Annotated in this window: 15 protein-coding genes; 10 read left to right on the top strand and 5 right to left on the bottom strand. The window is 67.7% G+C overall.

From position 1 onward, the window contains the following. Positions 1-40: 40 nt before the first annotated feature. Both OJA40_RS01750 and OJA40_RS01745 read right to left on the bottom strand, forming a co-directional pair. Positions 41-808 (bottom strand): pirin family protein, encoded by a 768-nt coding sequence (locus OJA40_RS01750; protein ID WP_208425137.1) that lies wholly within the window; start codon positions 806-808, stop codon positions 41-43. Between the two features lie 43 nt (positions 809-851). Beyond that, a complete protein-coding gene (locus tag OJA40_RS01745; RefSeq protein ID WP_208425136.1) occupies positions 852-2,003 on the bottom strand; it encodes an alkene reductase in 1,152 nt (383 codons plus the stop codon). Positions 2,004-2,293: 290 nt separating this feature from the next. Here OJA40_RS01745 and OJA40_RS01740 point away from each other — a divergent pair, with 290 nt between their 5' ends. The 3 genes from OJA40_RS01740 to acs all read left to right on the top strand — a co-directional run bounded on the left by OJA40_RS01740 (position 2,294) and on the right by acs (position 7,408). After that, positions 2,294-3,316 (top strand): zinc-dependent alcohol dehydrogenase family protein, encoded by a 1,023-nt coding sequence (locus OJA40_RS01740; protein WP_263809850.1) that lies wholly within the window; start codon positions 2,294-2,296, stop codon positions 3,314-3,316. A 138-nt stretch (positions 3,317-3,454) separates the two neighbouring features. Further along, entirely contained in the window at positions 3,455-5,299 is a 1,845-nt protein-coding gene (gene pabB / locus OJA40_RS01735; protein WP_208425134.1) for an aminodeoxychorismate synthase component I, read from the top strand. Positions 5,300-5,422: 123 nt separating this feature from the next. Continuing rightward, positions 5,423-7,408: an acetate--CoA ligase gene (acs, locus tag OJA40_RS01730; RefSeq protein WP_263808142.1), complete on the top strand. Its 1,986-nt coding sequence runs from the start codon at positions 5,423-5,425 to the stop codon at positions 7,406-7,408. Between the two features lie 34 nt (positions 7,409-7,442). Here acs and OJA40_RS01725 read toward each other — a convergent pair whose 3' ends face one another. Both OJA40_RS01725 and OJA40_RS01720 read right to left on the bottom strand, forming a co-directional pair. Then, on the bottom strand, positions 7,443-9,413 hold the full coding sequence (locus OJA40_RS01725; RefSeq protein WP_208425132.1) for a penicillin acylase family protein: 1,971 nt from the start codon (positions 9,411-9,413) through the stop codon (positions 7,443-7,445). 38 nt (positions 9,414-9,451) lie between these two features. Continuing rightward, positions 9,452-11,128 carry a helix-hairpin-helix domain-containing protein gene (locus tag OJA40_RS01720; protein WP_263808140.1) on the bottom strand — a complete coding sequence of 559 codons (1,677 nt, stop codon included), beginning with the start codon at positions 11,126-11,128 and terminating at the stop codon, positions 9,452-9,454. Positions 11,129-11,728: 600 nt separating this feature from the next. Between OJA40_RS01720 and OJA40_RS01715 the strand changes: the two genes are divergently transcribed. The 7 genes from OJA40_RS01715 (at position 11,729) to OJA40_RS01685 (ending at position 16,638) form a co-directional block, all read left to right on the top strand. After that, positions 11,729-12,475, top strand: a complete 747-nt coding sequence (locus tag OJA40_RS01715) for a MotA/TolQ/ExbB proton channel family protein (RefSeq protein WP_013062145.1) — start codon at positions 11,729-11,731, stop codon at positions 12,473-12,475. A gap of 102 nt (positions 12,476-12,577) precedes the next feature. After that, positions 12,578-12,859, top strand: a complete 282-nt coding sequence (locus OJA40_RS01710) for a hypothetical protein (protein WP_208425130.1) — start codon at positions 12,578-12,580, stop codon at positions 12,857-12,859. 54 nt (positions 12,860-12,913) lie between these two features. Beyond that, complete coding sequence (locus OJA40_RS01705; RefSeq protein WP_011404424.1) at positions 12,914-13,522, top strand: ExbD/TolR family protein; 609 nt, start codon at positions 12,914-12,916, stop codon at positions 13,520-13,522. A gap of 64 nt (positions 13,523-13,586) precedes the next feature. Further along, the gene (locus OJA40_RS01700; RefSeq protein ID WP_011404423.1) at positions 13,587-14,048 is read left to right on the top strand and encodes an ExbD/TolR family protein; all 462 of its coding nucleotides are present in this window, start codon (positions 13,587-13,589) and stop codon (positions 14,046-14,048) included. Between the two features lie 150 nt (positions 14,049-14,198). After that, positions 14,199-15,221 carry an isocitrate/isopropylmalate dehydrogenase family protein gene (locus OJA40_RS01695; RefSeq protein WP_208425129.1) on the top strand — a complete coding sequence of 341 codons (1,023 nt, stop codon included), beginning with the start codon at positions 14,199-14,201 and terminating at the stop codon, positions 15,219-15,221. Positions 15,222-15,243: 22 nt separating this feature from the next. Then, entirely contained in the window at positions 15,244-15,669 is a 426-nt protein-coding gene (locus OJA40_RS01690; RefSeq protein ID WP_263791643.1) for a DUF4293 domain-containing protein, read from the top strand. Between the two features lie 24 nt (positions 15,670-15,693). Beyond that, on the top strand, positions 15,694-16,638 hold the full coding sequence (locus tag OJA40_RS01685; protein WP_263791644.1) for a DMT family transporter: 945 nt from the start codon (positions 15,694-15,696) through the stop codon (positions 16,636-16,638). On the opposite strand, the gene OJA40_RS01680 is transcribed toward OJA40_RS01685, so the two are convergent. Continuing rightward, positions 16,606-17,649 carry a glycosyltransferase family 2 protein gene (locus OJA40_RS01680; RefSeq protein WP_263809849.1) on the bottom strand — a complete coding sequence of 348 codons (1,044 nt, stop codon included), beginning with the start codon at positions 17,647-17,649 and terminating at the stop codon, positions 16,606-16,608. The genes OJA40_RS01685 and OJA40_RS01680 overlap by 33 nt on opposite strands. Positions 17,650-17,697 lie beyond the last annotated feature (48 nt).

Raw genomic sequence — 17,697 nt, 5'->3', positions numbered from 1 at the left:
GCTTCATTGCCGGGCGAGAGGCCGGCCCAGGGCCCCCGGCTCACGTCCAGAGGAGGGGCACGTCCATGCCCAGGTCGAAGAGGAGCGCCTCGGTTTCCGCACCGAACGCAAAGTGGAGCGCATCGGGTTCGGCGATGCCGGCGCCGTCGCCGCTCTGGAGAGTGACGCCGGCGACCTCCACCTCGCCCTCGACGACCTGGACCCACGCCCCCCGCCCGTCGGCCAGCGCGTGCTCCGTCTGGTCGCCCGCGCCGAACAGCCCGGCGTAGATGTAAGCGTCGGTGTTGACGGGCATCGGGCCGTCGGGGCCGGCCTCCTCGGCGGTGTAGGGGGCCACGTAGCACCGGAACTGGCCCTCGCGCTCCTCGGGCGAGAATCCGCGCTCGTGGTAGGCGAAGTCGGTCCCGGCCCGGTCGGGGATGAGCCACATCTGGTAGTTGTGCTCCACCACGTCGTGGTGGTTCTCCTCGGAGTGGACCATGCCCTCGCTCCCCGCACTGATGAGTTGCATCTCGCCGGCCGAGATGCCGGCCTCGTGGCCCTGATCGTCGCCGTGCGTGAGCGTGCCGGACGCGACGTACGTCACGATTTCCGCGTCGCGGTGCGGGTGGGCGGAGAACCCCTCGTGGGGCTGGATGTGATTCTCCACCATCACGCGGAGCGGCCCGAAGTGCATCCAGTCCGGATCGTAGTAGTCTGCAAACGAGAAGGTCATCCAGTTGTCGGTCCAGCCCATGTCCTCGAAGCCGCGCTCGTCGCTTCGGCGCAGGCGGATCGTGGGCGTGTCGGGACCAGAGCGTGTAGGCATGGTCGTAGTGGGGGCGGGTTCGAAGGGCCGGGGGAAATGCCCTTTATCCACGCGGCTTGAGCTCGGCGAGGGCGTCGAGGGTGTCGAACGAGACGCCGTTCTGGAGCTCCTCCCAGGTCGGGTAGTCCGTGTACCCGTGCTCGTCGCCGTTGTAGAAGGTGTCCTCGTCGGGGACATTGATGGGCAGGCCTTCTTTCAGGCGCCGGGGCAGGTCGGGGTTGGCGAGGAACGCGCGCCCGAATGCGACGAGGTCCGCGTACCCCCGCTCGATGGCGTCGGTGGCCGTGTCGGTGTCGTAGTTGCCGTTGGCGACGAGGGCCCCGTCGAAGGCCTCCCGGATTGCGCCGAAGACATCGGCCGCGTCTCCGTCGCCGGCCACGGGCGGCTTGGGGGCGTCCGGCTCCACCAGGTGGACATAGGCGAGGTCGTGGTCGTTGGCGGTCGCCGCCGCCCCGCGGAAGGTGGCCTCCGGCGTGTCGTCGTAGATGCCGTGAATGGGGGCGAGGGGCGAGAGGCGGACGCCCACCCGGTCCGACGTCCACACGTCCGTCACGGCGGCCATCACCTCACGCAGAAAGCGCAGGCGGTTGTCGAGCGAGCCGCCGTAGCGATCAGTGCGGTCGTTGGTGCCGGAGCGAAGGAATTGATCGATGAGGTACCCATTCGCACCGTGAATTTCTACGCCGTCGAACCCGGCCCGCTGAGCATTCTCGGCACCCCGGCGGTACTGCTCCACCACTTCGGTCACCTCCTCCGTCTCCAGGGCACGCGGCGTCTCGAATGATGTCATCTCCAACTCCGGCGTGATGACCTCCCCCTCGGCCGGAATGGGGGACGGGGCCACCGGCTTCTCGCCGTCGTGGTACAGGGAGTGCGAGATGCGCCCCACGTGCCAGAGCTGCAGGAAGATGCGCCCGCCGGCCTCGTGGACCGCGTCGGTCACTTTTTTCCAGCCCTCGACCTGTTCGTCGGAATGGATGCCGGGCGTGCGCGGGTAGCCCTGGCCCTTCGGCGCCACCTGGGTGGCCTCACTTACGATGAAGGCGGCATCGGCGCGCTGCCGGTAGTACGTGGCGTTCATCTCGGTGGGCACGTTGCCCGCCGCCGCCCGGTTGCGGGTGAGCGGCGCCATCGCCACGCGGTGCGGGAGGGGAAGGGGGCCGAGGTCCACGTCGTCGAAGAGGGAAGAAGCCACGAGGAAAAGAGGATTGGTGCATGTGAGTGTAATATCGAGGACCTGTACTCCAATTTTGAAACGCACGTTCCAGTTCGTGCGGGCGATTTCGCAGGGTCTCCGCATGGACAAAGATGTAGTCAATCTGGAACGATCATTCCAGAAGCCCTTCATTGCGTGTGTCATTGCTGAGCAAAACTCCAATCGTGCCCCGTTCAGTGTCCGCGCCGAGCAGTGTGGGCCGGACGGTGTCGCGATGGGTTTCCGCTTCGCCCGCACTCGGCTTTCTCCTTCTAGGTACAGTTTCCCGTATGAATGCCGTTGAACTCGATCCCACCGGCGACGCCTTCGACGCCCTGGAGCCCACGGAGCGTCCGCGCCCGACGCCCGGCCCGGGGCAGGTGCGCGTGCGACTCCGGGCCGCGTCCATCAACTACCGGGACCTGTCAATTGCCTGGGGGACGTATCCGGCCCAGCGGGACGCGCCCGTCATCCCGCTCTCAGACGGGGCCGGAATCGTGGAGGCCGTAGGGGAGGGCGTGACGCGCTTCGACGAGGGCGACCGGGTGGTGAATACCTTCTCGCAGGTGCCGCCCGAGGCTCCGTCCTCGGCCCCCCGGCAGGCCCTCGGCGCTCCGCTCGACGGCACCTTGTCGGAGTTCCAGGTCTTCCACGAAAGCGGCCTCTTGCCCGTGCCCGCCTCCCTTTCCTTCGAGGAGGCCGCCACGTTGCCGTGCGCGGCCCACACGGCCTGGCACGCCCTCTTTGGGGCGGGCACGCCCGTTCAGCCCGGTCAGACGGTTCTGATGCTGGGGACGGGCGGGGTGTCCATCTTTGCCCTCCAGTTTGCCAAGGCGGCCGGCGCCCGTACGTTCATCACCTCGTCGAGCGACGACAAGTTGGGGCGTGCCCGCGCCCTCGGGGCCGACGAGACCATCAACTACGAGCGCACGCCCGACTGGCACGAGCCCGTTCTGGAGCGGACCAACGGGGAGGGGGCGGACTGCGTGGTGGAGGTGGGGGGCACCGGCACGCTGGGCCGCTCCTTCCAGGCCGTTGCGCCGGAGGGCAAGATTGGACTGATCGGGGTGCTCACCGATGCGGACGAGAACCCGAACCCGCAAATGCTCATGCAGCGCCGGGGGCACCTCCACGGCATCTACGTTGGGTCGATCGACCACCCGCGGGATTCGTTTGCGGCCATGAACGCCGCGATTGCGGCCAACGACATCCGGCCGGTCGTGGACCGGACCTTCGCGATGGAGGCGGCGCAGGAGGCGTATCAGTATCAGGCCGATCAGGCTCACTTTGGAAAGGTCGTCATTTCGATTTAGGACCCGATGGCGGACAGAACGGAGGCGAGCTGGTGTTTGAGGATCGTTGCGGACGAAGGCGTCGGTGGGGCAACGAAGCACTGGGGGGAACGTACCTTAGGTTGACAGGCGTTGCCCCACGGATCCCTCCAGCACCTCGTGTTTGACCCTCAGTCCCTCGCCCGCCCGGGAACCGTCCTGCTCGACTCGGCCCGGCCCGACGCCGAAAACCAGTGGAGCTACGGCTTCACGGCCCCGAAACGCGTCCACACCGCGTCGACCGCGGCGGCCGTGAAGGGGCTGGTCGAAACGCTCCAGCGGGAAACCGCCCGCGGCCACTACGTTGCGGGGTATCTCTCGTACGAGGCCGGCTATCCGTTCGTCGACCTTGACGTACCGGACCGGGCCGACTCCCCCCTGGCGTGGTTTGGCGTCTACGATGCGCCGTGCCGCCTCGCGCCGGCGGACGTGGAGGCGGGCCTGCGAACCCTCGACGGGCGTCCTGCCGTGGAGGACCTTCGGCTCGGCGTCGCGGAGTCGGACTACATCGAGGACATTCGGGCGGTCCGGCGCCAGATCGGAAAGGGGAACGTGTATCAGATCAACTACACGGCGCCGCTCCGCTTTCGCCTGGAGGGCGACCCGCGGGGCCTCTACCGTCGCCTGCGGGCCCGTCAGCCCGTCCCGTACGCCGCGTACCTGCACTGCGGCGACCGACAGATCCTGTCCCTGTCGCCCGAACTGTTTTTTCGGCGCGAGTGCGACCGGCTGGTGACCCGGCCCATGAAGGGCACCATCCGGCGCGGCCGCACCCTGGAAGAGGACCAAGCCCTGCGGGACGAGCTTGCCGCCGACCCGAAAAACCGGGCGGAGAACCTGATGATTGTCGACCTGCTCCGCAACGACCTGTCGGTGTGCTGCCGCCCGGGCACGGTCACGGTGCCGTCCCTCTACGACACGGAGCCGTACCGGACGGTCACGCAGATGACGTCCACCGTCGAGGGGCGCCTCCGAGACAAGACGGGCCTCGCCGAGGTGCTCCGCGCGCTGTTTCCGTGCGGCTCCATCACCGGGGCCCCCAAGCGCCGCGCCATGCGGACCATCCGAACCCTGGAATCGGATCCCCGCGGCGTCTACTGTGGGGCTGTCGGCATGGCGGGCCCGGACGAGGCCGTCTTCAGCGTGGCCATCCGCACCGCCGTCCTCGACGGGGGCGACGGCACCATGGGCATTGGCAGCGGCATCGTATGGGACTCCGACCCGGCGGCCGAATACGACGAGTGTAAGCTGAAGGGCGATTTTCTGACGCAGGACCGGTCCGTGCAGACGACATCGACGACGGCCCCCGACGAGGACCTGAAGCTCATCGAAACGATGCGTGCCGACGACGGGCAGATTGAATTTCTCGACCGCCACGTGGCACGTCTCGCCCGTTCGGCCGACTACTTCTCGTTCCCTTTCGACGAGGCGCGGCTTCGGCGCCGCGTGCGGCGGGCGGTGGCTGGAAACGAGAACGAACCGCACGCCAAGGTTCGAGCGACGCTCGACCGCTGGGGCCGCATCGCGGTTCAGACCACCCCGATCCAGGGGGCGTCGGGCGTGCCGTGGCGGCTGACCATTGCGGAGGAGCGGGTGGACCGCTCCGACCCGCTGTTCTTCCACAAGACCACGCGGCGCGGCCTGTACGAGCGCGCCCTCCGCAGGGCCCGCGACGAGGGGTTCGACGAGGCGATTCTCCTGAATCAGGACGGGCAGGTGACCGAGGGCGCCTACAGCAACGTGTTCGTTCAGCGGGGCGATGCACTGTGGACCCCGCCGGTGGAGGCCGGCCTCCTGGCGGGCGTGTATCGGGACTACGTATTGGAGACGCGTCTGGAGGCTGCGGAGCGCCCCTTGCGCCTTCAGGACCTTCGAGAGGCGGACGCCCTGTACTGCTGCAACGCAGTGCGGGGCTGGTGCGAGGCGGAGCTTGCGGTGGCCGCCGAGGTCCCCGCTCCGAGTTGAAATTGGGCCCCCAAATTCCTAAGGTAGCCCCAGTGGAAGTGGGCAACCCTCCGAAAAATCAAAGCCCTTCCGGATGGGGCGCCCCCGCACTTCGCCGCTCTGCACACCATCCATTTGCCTGTCATGGCCGACGCCGCCCTCGAAGCCCGACTCTCCGACCAAGAGTATCTCCGGCCCTCCTCCGCGTTCGTGGGGCAGGCCAACGTGTCGGACCCGGCGATCTACGATCGGTTCGACGACTTTCCCGAAGGGTTTGAGGAGTACGCCGACCTTCTGGACTGGGACACCCGGTGGGACGAGGCCTTCGACGGGTCCGACCCGCCCTTCTTCGAGTGGTTTGCGGGCGGCGAGCTCAACGCCTGCTACAACTGCGTGGACCGTCACCTCCACGAACGGCCCAACCAGGCGGCCTTCATCTGGGAAGGCGAGGACGGCACCCGACGCACGCTGACGTACCGGGATCTCTACCGGGAAGTCAACAAGATGGCGGCCTCACTCCGCGACGTGGGCGTCCAGGAGGACGATGTGGTCACGCTCCACCTTCCGATGGTGCCCGCGCTGCCCATCACCATGCTCGCCTGTGCCCGCATCGGCGCGCCGCACTCGGTCGTCTTTGGCGGCTTCTCGGCCAGCGCCCTCGCCCAGCGCGCCACCGATGCCGACTCCGACGTCATCGTCACGATCGACGGCTACTACCGGCGGGGCGAGTTCTTGCACCACAAGGAGAAGGCCGACACCGCCGTGGAGGAGGCGGACACCGACATCGACACGGTGCTGGTGTGGGAGCGCCACGAGGGAACCCTTCACCCCGAGGCCGACCTGGAGGAGGGACGCGACATCCTCATGTCCGAGCTCCTCGCCAACAACGAGCGGGCACGGGTGGAGCCGGTGTCGCGCGACGCCGAAGACATCCTCTTCCTGATGTACACGTCCGGCACCACCGGCAAGCCGAAGGGGGCCCAGCACCGGACCGGCGGCTACCTCAGCTATGTGGCGGGCACGTCGAAGTACGTTCTCGACATCAAGCCCAATGACACCTACTGGTGTGCCGCCGACATCGGATGGATTACCGGCCACTCCTACATTGTCTACGGCCCGCTCGCCCTGGGCACGACGAGCGTGATGCGGGAGGGCGCGCCCGACCATCCGCACAAGGGCGTCACCTGGGAAATTGCCGAGCGGCACGACGTCGACATCTTCCACACCTCCCCCACGGCGGTGCGGATGTACATGAAGTGGGGGAAGGAGCACCCGGCGTCCTACGACTTCAACTTCCGCCACATGACGACGGTCGGAGAGCCGATTCAGCCGGAGGCGTGGCTCTGGTACTACACGCACATCGGAAACGAGGACGCCGTCATCGTCGACACGTGGTGGCAGACGGAGACGGGGGGCCATCTCATCACCAATCTGCCGGCCCTACAGGACATGAAGCCCGGCTCGGCCGGGCGTCCGTGCCCCGGCATCCAGCCGGCCATCTACGACAACAACGGCACCCCTGTGGAGGCCGCGAGCGGGCAGGCCGGCAACTTGGTGATCGAGCGCCCCTGGCCGGGCATGCTGCAGACCGTGTACGGCGACGACCAGCGCTTCATCAACGAGTACTGGCGCCGCTTCTCGGACGTTGACTCCGACGACTGGCGCGACTGGGTCTACGAGGCCGGGGACGGGGCCGTGCACGCCCAGGACGGCTACTTCCGCGTCCTGGGACGCCTCGACGACGTGATGAACGTGGCCGGGCACCGGCTCGGCACCATGGAGCTGGAGTCGGCCGTGGCCCAGGTGTCCGAGGTGGCCGAGGCCGCAGTGGCCGCGCGGCAGGACGACCAGAAGGGAAACGTGCCCGACGTGTACGTCACGCCCCGCGACGGGGTGGCGGCGTCCGACGAGCTCCGGCAGGACATCGTCGCCGCCGTTGAGAAAGAGATCGGGGCCTTTGCCCGCCCGGGAAACGTCATCTTCGTCGGGGATCTCCCCAAGACGCGCTCCGGCAAGATTATGCGTCGCCTCCTCGAAAACATCTCCAACGGGAAGGACCTCGGCGACACCACCACCCTCCGCGACCCGAGCGTCCCCGAAGAAATACGGCGGCAGGTTCAGGAGGCGTAGCCCCGTCCCTCGCGGCCCCGATGGTCCACGAGGGCTACGGGGATGGGGGCACGAGACGGGTCGTGTTCTTGACCGGGGCCCGCTGGACCGAGACGGGCGGGGGACGGTCACGGGACAGGAGGGAGCGGGCAAAGAACCGTGAGGGCTCGAACCGCAGGCGCCGCACCGTGAGGCCGCCGCGGGGGCCCTGCATCCACCCGTCCCAGTGCGTTGGGGCGGGCCCGAGGGGAAGCGGGTTGATCCGAGACGGCCCCCCGGAAAGGGTGGAGGCGTGGCCCCGGCCGGGACGGTCCAGCGGCGCGAATCGGGTGCTGCTCAGTGCGGACACGTCCTCCGCGACGAGACTGTCGACCGCCCATACGGGAAAGAAGCGGCGCTCGGAGGCAGCGCGCTCCCACCGCCACTGTCGCACGTCGGTGCCGTAGCGACGCGTGAGCGAGTCGACGGCCGCGCGAAATGTTCGGCGCCGGCGCGGCCCCGCAAAGAAGACCGAATCGGTTGGGGTTGGGCGACGGCCAATCTCGCGTCGGTAGGCGCGCATCCACTCCGCAAAGACGACCGCCCCGATGCTGGCCGGATCGTAGACGGCGTCCCAGTTGCGCAGGTAGGAGCGGGCGTCGATGGTCGTGGAGTCGGGGGCGTTGAGCGACGCCAGGTCGGGCACGAGGGTCGGAAGGAGGGCGGCCGCCCAGGTGCTCGAGTCGCTCGCGCTCCACTGGGCCGGAGCAGCGGGACCGGACCGGGCCTGCGCCCGGAGCACGTCGGCCTGGTGGGCGGCCCAGCCGGACCGACCGACGAGGATGGAGGCGGGCCCGCGGTCGACCACGGGCGGTTGGCCCTGGACCGACCACGCTCCCGTCGAGTCCACCTGGAGCCCCTCGCCCTCCACGAGATGGAAGTCCGGCGCGGCGGCGTCGTGCCGCGCGTCCAGGTTGGCCGTGGCGAGCCACCGCGGCAGATCCGTGCGGGCGCGGAGGCCGGGCCACTCCAACACCCAGGCCGAGTCGGGGGAAATGGGGCCCACGCGGACCCGCGCCCCGTGCCGCTGAATCTCAACCAGCTGCTCGCCGCCCCGGGCCGGCGCGATGCGCTCGTGGCGGGAGCGGGCCGCTGCGGAGTCAACCTCGATCGGGACGAGTGTGGCGTCGCTGTGGAGCAGATAGGTCCATCGACGCCCGTTCGTGCGGCCGGTCGGGAAGAGCGGAGCGCCCGGGAGGGAGGCCGCGACCATGGGGGCGGCATCGGGGCGCCGAATGACGACCTCCTGCACCACCGGATCGGCCGTGGCCCCCAGCACGTGCTTGGCGAAGAGAACGGTCCGGGTCGTGTCGCCCGGTGCACCGGCGGCCCACGCCACGCTGCGCGACCGCCCATGCAGGCGGAGCCAGCGTCGGAGCCGACGGTCGGCGGCCCGAAAGTCGGCCAGGCCGGAATCGGGGGCAGCCGTGGGGGCGGCCGTCGGGGCGGTGCCCGTCCAGGCCACCAGCCGTGCGAGGGCCAACGAGTGCCAGGGGGCCCAGCGCTTCGGGACGCGGTCGAAGTGCAGAAAGGGCTCCCGCTGCTGCACGCGGGTAGACCGGAGGGCCGCGTTCAGGCCGCGGGCGTAGGCCTGAAGGCGCTCCCGGGTTGCGGTGCCGAGCCGCTCGTAGGCCCGGCGCGCGTGGTGCGCGAAGCCGAGCCGACGCGCATGTCGATCGACGGGCACGAGGCCGTCGCCGAACGCGGTGGAGAGCGTGCCAAGGGCCGTGTGATGCCACACCGTCAGCGTCCAGGCCCGCTTCATGCCGTGCACGTAGCCCAATGCCGTGAGCGCGTCGGTCGCGTGGGGGGCTTCGATCGTCACGGTATGGCGATCCGTCCAGCCGATCGTCGTGGTATCCCGGAGGTCCGCGATCGGATGCGCGGCCGGTGGGGGCGAGACCGGGCCGCTGAGGGCCCACCACAGGACGGCGCCGCCGACAGCGATGAGCCCCCCCGCGAGCCCAAGGTAGAGGCGTCGAGACACGAGCTTGGGGAATGGGACGTGGAAACGAGCAGCGGGCCCTACGGCCGGGTGTCATCGAGCCACTGCACGAAGGCATCCAGGGACTTCGCGTTGAGGCACTGGTCGGGCGTGAGCCAGCCCTTCCGGCCCACGGCCACGCCCCACTTCACGTAGTCGAGTTCCGCGGTTGCGTGGGCGTCCGGGTTGATCGAGATCAGGACCCCCTGGTCGGTGGCGTGACGAACCCATCGCCAGTCGAGGTCGAGCCGGTGCGGGTTGGCGTTCAACTCCAACGCCACGTCGTGCTCGGCGCACGCCGCAATCACACGTTCGTGGTCGATCGGGTACCCCTCCCGGCCCAGGAGGAGGCGGCCCGTCGGGTGGCCGAGGATGCGGGTGTGCGGGGTTTCGACGGCGCGGACGAGGCGCTCGGTGGCTTCCTCCTCCGTCATGCTAAAGCCGGTGTGGACACTCCCCACCACGAAATCGAAGGTCTCGAGGACCTCCTGCTCGTAGTCGAGGGATCCGTCGCGGAGAATGTCGCTCTCAATGCCGTGGAAAATCCGGAAGGGGGGCTCGTCGTCCGCATGCTCGTCGTTGAGCCGGTCCACCGCGTCGCGTTGATCGCGGACCTCCTCGGGCGAGAGGCCGTCGGCAATGCGGAGCGACTGGCTGTGGTCGCAGATGCCGAAGTACGAATAGCCGCGGTCCCGCGCCGCTAGGGCCATCTCGCGCAGGGTGTGCGCCCCGTCGCTGTAGGTGGAGTGGTTGTGGAGGCAGCCGTCGAGGTCCTCCGTCGTGAGCAGCTCCGGCAGCGCATCGTCGGCCGCCGCCTGCACCTCCCCTTGCCCTTCGCGGAGGGCCGGCGGCACGACCGCCAATCCGGCGGCCCGGTAGAGGGCCTCTTCGTCAGCGTGATCGGCGGGGGAGTCGGCGTGTTCGGTCACCGCAGTGCAGTGGGCGGCGGTGCCGGTGGTGCGCCACCAGGCCGTTCCGAACCGGTCCGGCGACGTGAGGTGGACCGCGACCGGCAGTCCCTCGTCGAGGCGGCCCGTCACCACCGAGTCCTCTCGGGTCGGGGCGTCGAGGTGCGTGTCGAGCCAGTCCACGACTGAGGGGACGGTGGCCGTAGACACGAGAACGTCGGCCCGCTCCATCGTTTCGGTGTGGCGCCGGAGGGCCCCGGCGGGCACGGCGCGGTCGACCGCGTCGAGGCCCCGGAGCGACTGGAGAAAGGAATAGGCTGCCGCCCAGGCGTCGGCGAGGCGCCACTGTGCTTCGTAGCGCCGGAGCTGGCGCACGTTCTCCAGAATGTTCTGCTGCGTCTTGGCGCCGAAGCCGTCGAGGGCGGTGATCCGGTCGGCCTCCGCGGCGTGCTCCAGCTCGTCGAGCGAGGCAATGTCGAGCTCCGTCCAGAGGCGGCGGGTTCGTTTCGTCCCGAGCCCGTTCACCTGCAAGACATCCAGGAGGCCGGGCGGGACGGCACTGAGCAACTCGTCCCGAAGGGCGAACGAGCCCCCGTGAACAATGTCGCCGATGTGATCCGCCATGCCGTCCCCAATGCCCGACACCTCGACGAGGGTGTCCTCACGGAGCTGGTCGGCGGCGGGGGCGTCGAGGTCCTGCAGGGACCGGGCCGCCCGGGCGAAGGCCCGGGCCCGGTGCGGGTTTCCGCCCGTGAGTTCGAGCAGGTCGGCCGTTTCCTGTAAAATCTGGGCAACCTCGTCGTTGCGCATAAACGTACGGGAGTCCAGGGAATCATGGGGGCGAGTGGGACACGTCCGCAACATACCGGGCCGCCGAATTGATTCCAATGAGGGACGGAACGCGTCACGCTACACGAACCGGTGAATTTGGGCAAAAGTCGTGGGGCCCCGAGGTATTGTTGAAGGAGTGTTCACGGCCGTCAGGGGCGGAACGGAGAGGAACCCTGGACGGGCGGGTCCCTTGAGAACGGGGGCGTTTCGATAATCTCGATACTCGCGCCTCGGCGTGTCGGGCACGGTCGGTAAACGTTGCCTGAACGTGTTCTTCCCACTTCGTTCACGAAAAGCAGCCGCAAAAACCCGGGGTGCGCGTAAATTCGTCAATTTCGTCCTTTGACAACCTCTGCCGGGCTGTGTATACTAGGTAATTGTGAAGCAGAGCCTACGGATCTGCTTGCACGTATGCTGTTGTATTCGCTTGTGAGAGACTGATTCTACGGGCCTTCCCCCTGCTGGCGTGTAGCGTTCAGGGCCGCTCCGGCCGGTCCCATCAACCGGGCTTGTCCCAGTCTCGTACCCCTCACCCCTGACTTTCATCCTCCAATAGACTCGACTGAGCACTAGCCACTTATGGTCATCCTGGATAAATTGTCGGTTCACCTTCTGCTTCTGCTGCCCCAACAGTCCGGCGGAAGCGGTGCCATCAATGCCCTCGTAGAACGCTTCAACGAGGGGGGCGAGTGGATGTGGCCCGTTCTCATTTGCCTCATCATTGGGCTTGCAATCTCGTTTGAGCGCATCATTTCGCTGAACCGGGCCGACATCAACACGCAGGCGTTTCTGCAGCGTGTGAAGGAGGCCCTCGACGAGGGGGGGATCCCGGCAGCCGAGGAGGAGTGCGCCAGCACGCGTGGCCCCGTTGCGTCCGTCTTTCAGGCCGGGCTGCTCCGGGCCGACGAAGGCATCGACGCCGTAGAAGAGGCGGTCGTCTCCTACGGCTCCATCGAGATGAGCTTCCTCGAGCGGGGACTCGTCTGGCTTTCGCTCTTCATTAGCGTCGCCCCGATGCTCGGCTTCCTCGGAACCGTTATCGGCATGATCGAAGCCTTTGACTCGATCGAGCAGGCCGGAGACATTTCCCCGCGGCTCGTGGCCGGCGGCATTAAGATTGCCCTGCTGACGACCGCCTTTGGGCTTATCGTGGCGGTCATCCTTCAATTCTTTTACAACTACGCCGTGTCGAAGATTGACCGGTTGGTGGCCGAGATGGAGGATGCGTCCATCGAGCTGGTCGACGCGCTCGTGGCCCTGGAGCGGGGCGAATCCGCCACGGCCGAGAAGTCGATTCCGGAGAGCGTTGGCGAACGAGAAGAGTAGCGGCGCGGACGGCCCCCTGCGTGCCCCCGAGCCGGCGGGCGCAGGGGCCTGGTTCCCCGGCCCCCTTCTCTCTTTTTCCAACGACAGACCGACAGTCCTTTTATGAGTCAAAATGCAATTCTCCCCATTGCCATCTGGGCCGCCATCGCCCTCGCCGGGCTCAGCCTGTTGGGCATGGGCATCTTCGGCCTCCGCAGCCTCGTGTACGGCAAGGTGCAGCCCCTTAGCATCGCCATCATCGCCATCCCCGGGGTGCTACTTGCCGTCCTCGGGGCCACGATGGCAACGTGGGTCCAGGCGGGCATATACACCCTCGTCGTCATGTTTGGCCTGGCCGCCTTGAGCCTCTTGTTAACGGGCCTGCGCAAGCTTTTCATGATGTAGCCGCCCGGCCCCCGACAACGCACTGAACTGTCCACCGGTAGTGATCTCAAAATTATGCCTGGACTGCTGGAGAAGCGGCGCAGCGACCGAGAAGAAGCGTCCATCCCGACCGCGGGAATGGCGGACATTGCCTTTCTGCTCCTCATTTTCTTCCTGGTGACCACGACCATTAACGTCGACACCGGAATCGGCATGACCCTGCCGCCGAAGCTAAAGCCGGAGCAGGAGCCCCCCCCGGTGAAGGAGCGAAACCTCATGAACGTTCTGGTGAATGCCTCCGGAGACGTGCTGGTCGACGAGGAGCGGGCTCGCGTGGCCGAGATCCGCGACCGCGTCAAGAAGCACGTGCTGAACTACGGAGAGGACCCGAGCCTGTCCGCCAGCCCGGACGACGCGGTGATCTCCATCAAGACCGACGCCGCGACGCCCTACAACACCTACATTGAGGTCCTGGACGAGGTGTGGATGTCGTACCGCGAGATCTGGGACCAGATTGCCCGGACCAACCGGCTTCCGGGCCCCGATGGCGGGTCGGCGGGGCTCGACCAGACCTATTCGAGCTACCGGGAGTACTACAACCAGCTCGGCCCGGACGAGGACAACCAGATTCGGGACACCTTCGGCGCTCAGATCTCAATTGCCGAGCCCGACACCGGCGAGTAGGGGACTCGCCTGCCGCACAGGAGCGTCCGACCAATCCGTTTTTGTTTACTGATACCTCCTTCTCATGGCGTCGCAGAAGTTTCAACGGGGAAGCTCGAGCACGGAGCCGGAGTTTACGACCGCTTCGCTCCCGGACATCGTCTTCATGCTGCTGATCTTCTTCATGGTGGCGACGGTGCTCCGAGAGACGGACATCAAGGTCCGAACCCAGCTTCCACAGGCGGAGGCCTTGACGAAAATCGACCAGAAGCGGCTCATCTCGAAGGTGCACATTGGCCCTCTCAAGCGGGGCGAGAACCAGGGCGACACCGCAATCCAGATCGATGACGCCTTGATCGAAAACCGACGCACCATCCGCCAGATCATGTACAACAAGTTGCAGGAACAGCCGCAGCTGATTGTGTCCCTCAAGGTGGACCAGGAGTCCGAGATGCAGATCGTCAACGAGGTGCAGCAGGAGCTCCGAGAGGCGAACGCGCTCCGCATCAACTACTCGTCCAACCGCGAGGGCCCTCCTCCGTCCTGATGAGTCGCGCCCTCGCCCCAAAAAGCTCTGCTTCCCGGCAGGGCTTTTTTGTTTGGCCCGGCGTGTCTTTCGCGGCCCTGCGTTGAGGACCGGCGGGCCGGCACATTGCAGTTCCGCTTTTCTCACTGATTCCGAACCACATCCCCATCTATGGCCCATCAACTCACCCTGCTTCCCGGCGACGGCATCGGCCCCGAAGTTACCGAGGCGACCCTCCAAGTCATTGAGGCCGCCGGCGTAGACATCGACTGGGACCGGCACCGCGTGATTGGAGCGAATGCGGTCGAACGAGGGCGCCCCGCGTTGCCGCCCGACATTGTCGACTCCATCCAAGAACGCGGGACGGCCCTCAAGGGCCCCGTGACGACACCGGTGGGACAAGGGTTTACGAGTGTCAACGTGCAGCTCCGTCAGCGCCTGGACCTGTACTCAAACGTCCGGCCCGCCACGAGCCTGGAGGGGCTGGACACGCCCTTCGACGACGTCGACCTGATCATCTTCCGCGAAAATACGGAGGGGCTCTACTCCGGCATCGAGTACTACGATGAACGGCTCGACATTGCGGACTCGATTGCCCGGGTGACCAAGCAGGGGGCCGAGCGCATCATCCGCTTCTGCTTCGAGTACGCGCAGGCCCACGGCCGCGAGCACGTCACGCTCGCCCACAAGGCCAATATTCTCAAGAAAACGTCGGGGCTCTTCCTGGACATCGGTCGCGATTTGGCGGCGGAGTATCCGGACATCGAGTTTGAGGACAGCATCATCGACAATCTGTGCATGCAGCTCGTCACCAACCCGGAGAACTACGACTGCATCGTGTCGACGAACCTCTTCGGCGACATCCTAAGTGACTTGACGGCCGGGCTCGTCGGGGGGCTGGGGGTGACGCCCGGGGCCAACATCGGGGACGAGCTGGCGGTCTTTGAGGCGGTCCACGGCAGCGCGCCGGACATTGCGGGCCAGAACGTGGCGAACCCCACGGCGATGACCCGGACGGCCGCGATGATGCTCCAACACATTGGCGAGGACCAGGCGGCCGCGGCGATCGAACAGTCCCTCTTTGCCATGTACCGGGACGGCGACACGCTGACGCAGGACGTGGGCGGGGACGCCTCGACGTCCGAGTTCGCCGACGCCCTCTCGGACCGAGTGGCGAGCAACGTTGACGCGTAACTGATTGCCCGACCTGACCGCCATGATCCAACGCATCCAAACCGTCTACCTGCTCCTCGGTGCCCTGGCACTGGCGGCCACGGGTCTCTTCGAGGTCCCCTGGAGCGACCCCGCCGCGCAGCGGTACGCCTGGTTCGTCCCGTCGGTCGCCGGGCTCGTCGTGGGGACCGCCGCCACCGCACTCGGCGCCATTTTTCTCTACGAGCGGCGCAAGACGCAGCGAACGGTCGTGTACGGGCTTCAGGTGCTCACCCTCGTGCTCGCGGGGGTGATGTATGGCGGGCTGTATGCGACCGGCACCCTCACCTTCACCGATCCGACGGGCATTTTGTGGGGCCGCACGATCGCGCTGCTGCTCCCCATCGTTGCATACGTCCTGTTTCGGCTGGCGCGCCGGGGCATCGAAAGCGACATTGAGCTCGTGGAGTCGATGGACCGGATCCGGTAGCCACGGCACTGGCCCGCTTCTCCCATGTCCGATTGGCCCCGCCGGATCTACGTCGTCCTGAGCCTCGGCGTCCTCAGCTTCGCCTTTGCGCCCATTCTGGTGCGCTGGGCGGGGGACGTGCCGGGCCTCGCGATTGCGGTGTGGCGGACCGTGACGGCGGCGGCCGTGCTGATTCCGGTCGCGGCGGCCCGCACCGCACCGGAGCTCCGGCGGTTGACGCGTCGAGACGTCATGCTGACGGGCGCGGCCGGCGTCTTTCTGGGGCTGCACTTCATTGCGTGGATTGAGTCGCTGTACCACACGACGGTGGCCAGCGCGTCGGTGCTGGTGACGACGAGCCCGGTCATCCTGGCCGCCCTGGGCTACCTGGTTCTGGGGGAGCGACTGCGCCGCGGAACCGTCCTTGCCATTGGGGTTGCGGTCGGAGGGGCGGGGCTGATCGGGTGGGCCGACGCGGGGACGGTGGCCCTGGGCCAGGGGGCGCTCCTGGGGAACGCGCTGGCGTTGAGCGGGGCGCTTCTGGTGAGCGTGTACCTGCTCATTGGGCGGGTCGTCCGGCAGAAGGTGTCCTGGCTGGCGTACGTGACGCCCCTCTACGCGGTGGCGGCGCTGACGGCCCTGGCGGCCGCCGTCCTGCGGGGCGTTCCGCTAACGGGCTACTCCTGGTCCTTCTACGCGGTTTGTGTCGGGCTTGCCCTGGGGCCGCAGGTGCTGGGGCACGGGTCCTTCAATTACGCCCTTCAGCGCGTGCCGGCCGCCCTCGTGGGCATGCTGGCGCTCCTGGAGCCGGTGGGGGCGTCGCTCCTCGCGTACGGCCTGTTCGGAGAGGTGCCGCCGCCCGCCTCCATCGTGGGGATGGTGGTGGTCCTGGCCGCGGTGGCGGCCGTCGTCTGGCGGCGCGAGGCGCGGCCCGAGGGGGCCGCCGACCCGGCCCCCTCAGGGGCGGTCGTCCGGGAGGACGAAGCGTGACCGCGGGAGGTCAGCGAAGGTGCGGCGGCCGCGGAGAAAATAGTCGACGGGCACGAGGCCGCGGTAGAACGGCACCACCACCGGGTCGGCGGGGGCGGGCCGCGTGTCGTGGCAGTGCCGGCGCATGCGGAAGGCGTCCCGGTAGGCCCGGAGGATGGCCGTGGCCTCCCGCCCTCGTCCCTGTGCGAGCACGCGCCCGAGGGCCGCTACGTCACAGGCCAGCCGGAGCGGCAGGGTCTGGCGCCAGGACGACGGCGGGAGGTTCTTGTAGAGCATGAGCAGGCTGTTTCGGTAGTTGTAGTAGGTCTTCCGGGGGGACGACTGCGGAAGCGACGCGCCCCCGATGTGGTACACCGTGCTCTCCGGGGCCACGCGGACCCGGTAGCCGTGGCGCCAGAGCCGCCAGCAGAGGTCGATCTCCTCCATGTGCATCTCGAACCGCTCGTCGAGGGGGCCAACCTCGTCCAGGGCCGAGCGCCGGAGGAGGAGGGCCGCCCCGGTGGCCCAGAAGACGTCGCGCGGATCGTCGTACTGCCCCCGGTCGCGTTCCATGGTCTCGAAGAGGCGCCCCCGGGTGAAGGGGTAGCCCGCGCGGTCCAGGAAGCCGCCGGCGCCGCCGGCGTACTCGAACCGGCCGCGGTCGTCGTACTGAAGCAGCTTGGGCTGCACGGCGGCGACATCGGGCCGCCCGGCGGCCGCTTCCACGAGCGGGTGCAGCCAGCCGGGGGGGACCTCGACGTCATTGTTCAGCAGCACCACAAACCGGCCGGAGGCGTGGGGCAGGGCGGCGTTGTTGCCGCGGCAGAAGAGCCAGTTGCCGGGGTGGCGGACGATTTTCACCTCCGGATGTTCGCGGGCGACCCAGGCCGCGGTGCCGTCCGTGGAGGCATTGTCGGCCAGGATAATCTCGAAGTTCGGGTAGTCGGTGGCCACCACGGAGGGGAGACACGTCTGCACCAGCTCCTTCGCGTTCCAGGTGACGATGATGATGGACACCGGCGGGGCGGACATGAGAGAACCGGCCTGCGGCCGAACCGCGTGGGGAAGAGAACGAACGCT

The sequence above is a fragment of the Salinibacter pepae genome (genome assembly GCF_947077775.1).
Lineage (GTDB): Bacteria > Bacteroidota > Rhodothermia > Rhodothermales > Salinibacteraceae > Salinibacter > Salinibacter pepae.
This window is presented reverse-complemented; position numbering and strand designations above follow the sequence as displayed.

What these genes read in the sequence shown, in the direction of transcription:
- acs (WP_263808142.1), top strand. Translation starts at nt 5,423, where the DNA reads ATGGCCGACGCCGCCCTCGAAGCCCGACTCTCCGACCAAGAGTATCTC.
- OJA40_RS01740 (WP_263809850.1), top strand. Translation starts at nt 2,294, where the DNA reads ATGAATGCCGTTGAACTCGATCCCACCGGCGACGCCTTCGACGCCCTG.
- OJA40_RS01690 (WP_263791643.1), top strand. Translation starts at nt 15,244, where the DNA reads ATGATCCAACGCATCCAAACCGTCTACCTGCTCCTCGGTGCCCTGGCA.
- OJA40_RS01695 (WP_208425129.1), top strand. Translation starts at nt 14,199, where the DNA reads ATGGCCCATCAACTCACCCTGCTTCCCGGCGACGGCATCGGCCCCGAA.
- OJA40_RS01680 (WP_263809849.1), bottom strand. Translation starts at nt 17,649, where the DNA reads ATGTCCGCCCCGCCGGTGTCCATCATCATCGTCACCTGGAACGCGAAG.
- OJA40_RS01700 (WP_011404423.1), top strand. Translation starts at nt 13,587, where the DNA reads ATGGCGTCGCAGAAGTTTCAACGGGGAAGCTCGAGCACGGAGCCGGAG.
- OJA40_RS01715 (WP_013062145.1), top strand. Translation starts at nt 11,729, where the DNA reads ATGGTCATCCTGGATAAATTGTCGGTTCACCTTCTGCTTCTGCTGCCC.
- OJA40_RS01685 (WP_263791644.1), top strand. Translation starts at nt 15,694, where the DNA reads ATGTCCGATTGGCCCCGCCGGATCTACGTCGTCCTGAGCCTCGGCGTC.
- OJA40_RS01750 (WP_208425137.1), bottom strand. Translation starts at nt 808, where the DNA reads ATGCCTACACGCTCTGGTCCCGACACGCCCACGATCCGCCTGCGCCGA.
- OJA40_RS01720 (WP_263808140.1), bottom strand. Translation starts at nt 11,128, where the DNA reads ATGCGCAACGACGAGGTTGCCCAGATTTTACAGGAAACGGCCGACCTG.
- OJA40_RS01705 (WP_011404424.1), top strand. Translation starts at nt 12,914, where the DNA reads ATGCCTGGACTGCTGGAGAAGCGGCGCAGCGACCGAGAAGAAGCGTCC.
- OJA40_RS01710 (WP_208425130.1), top strand. Translation starts at nt 12,578, where the DNA reads ATGAGTCAAAATGCAATTCTCCCCATTGCCATCTGGGCCGCCATCGCC.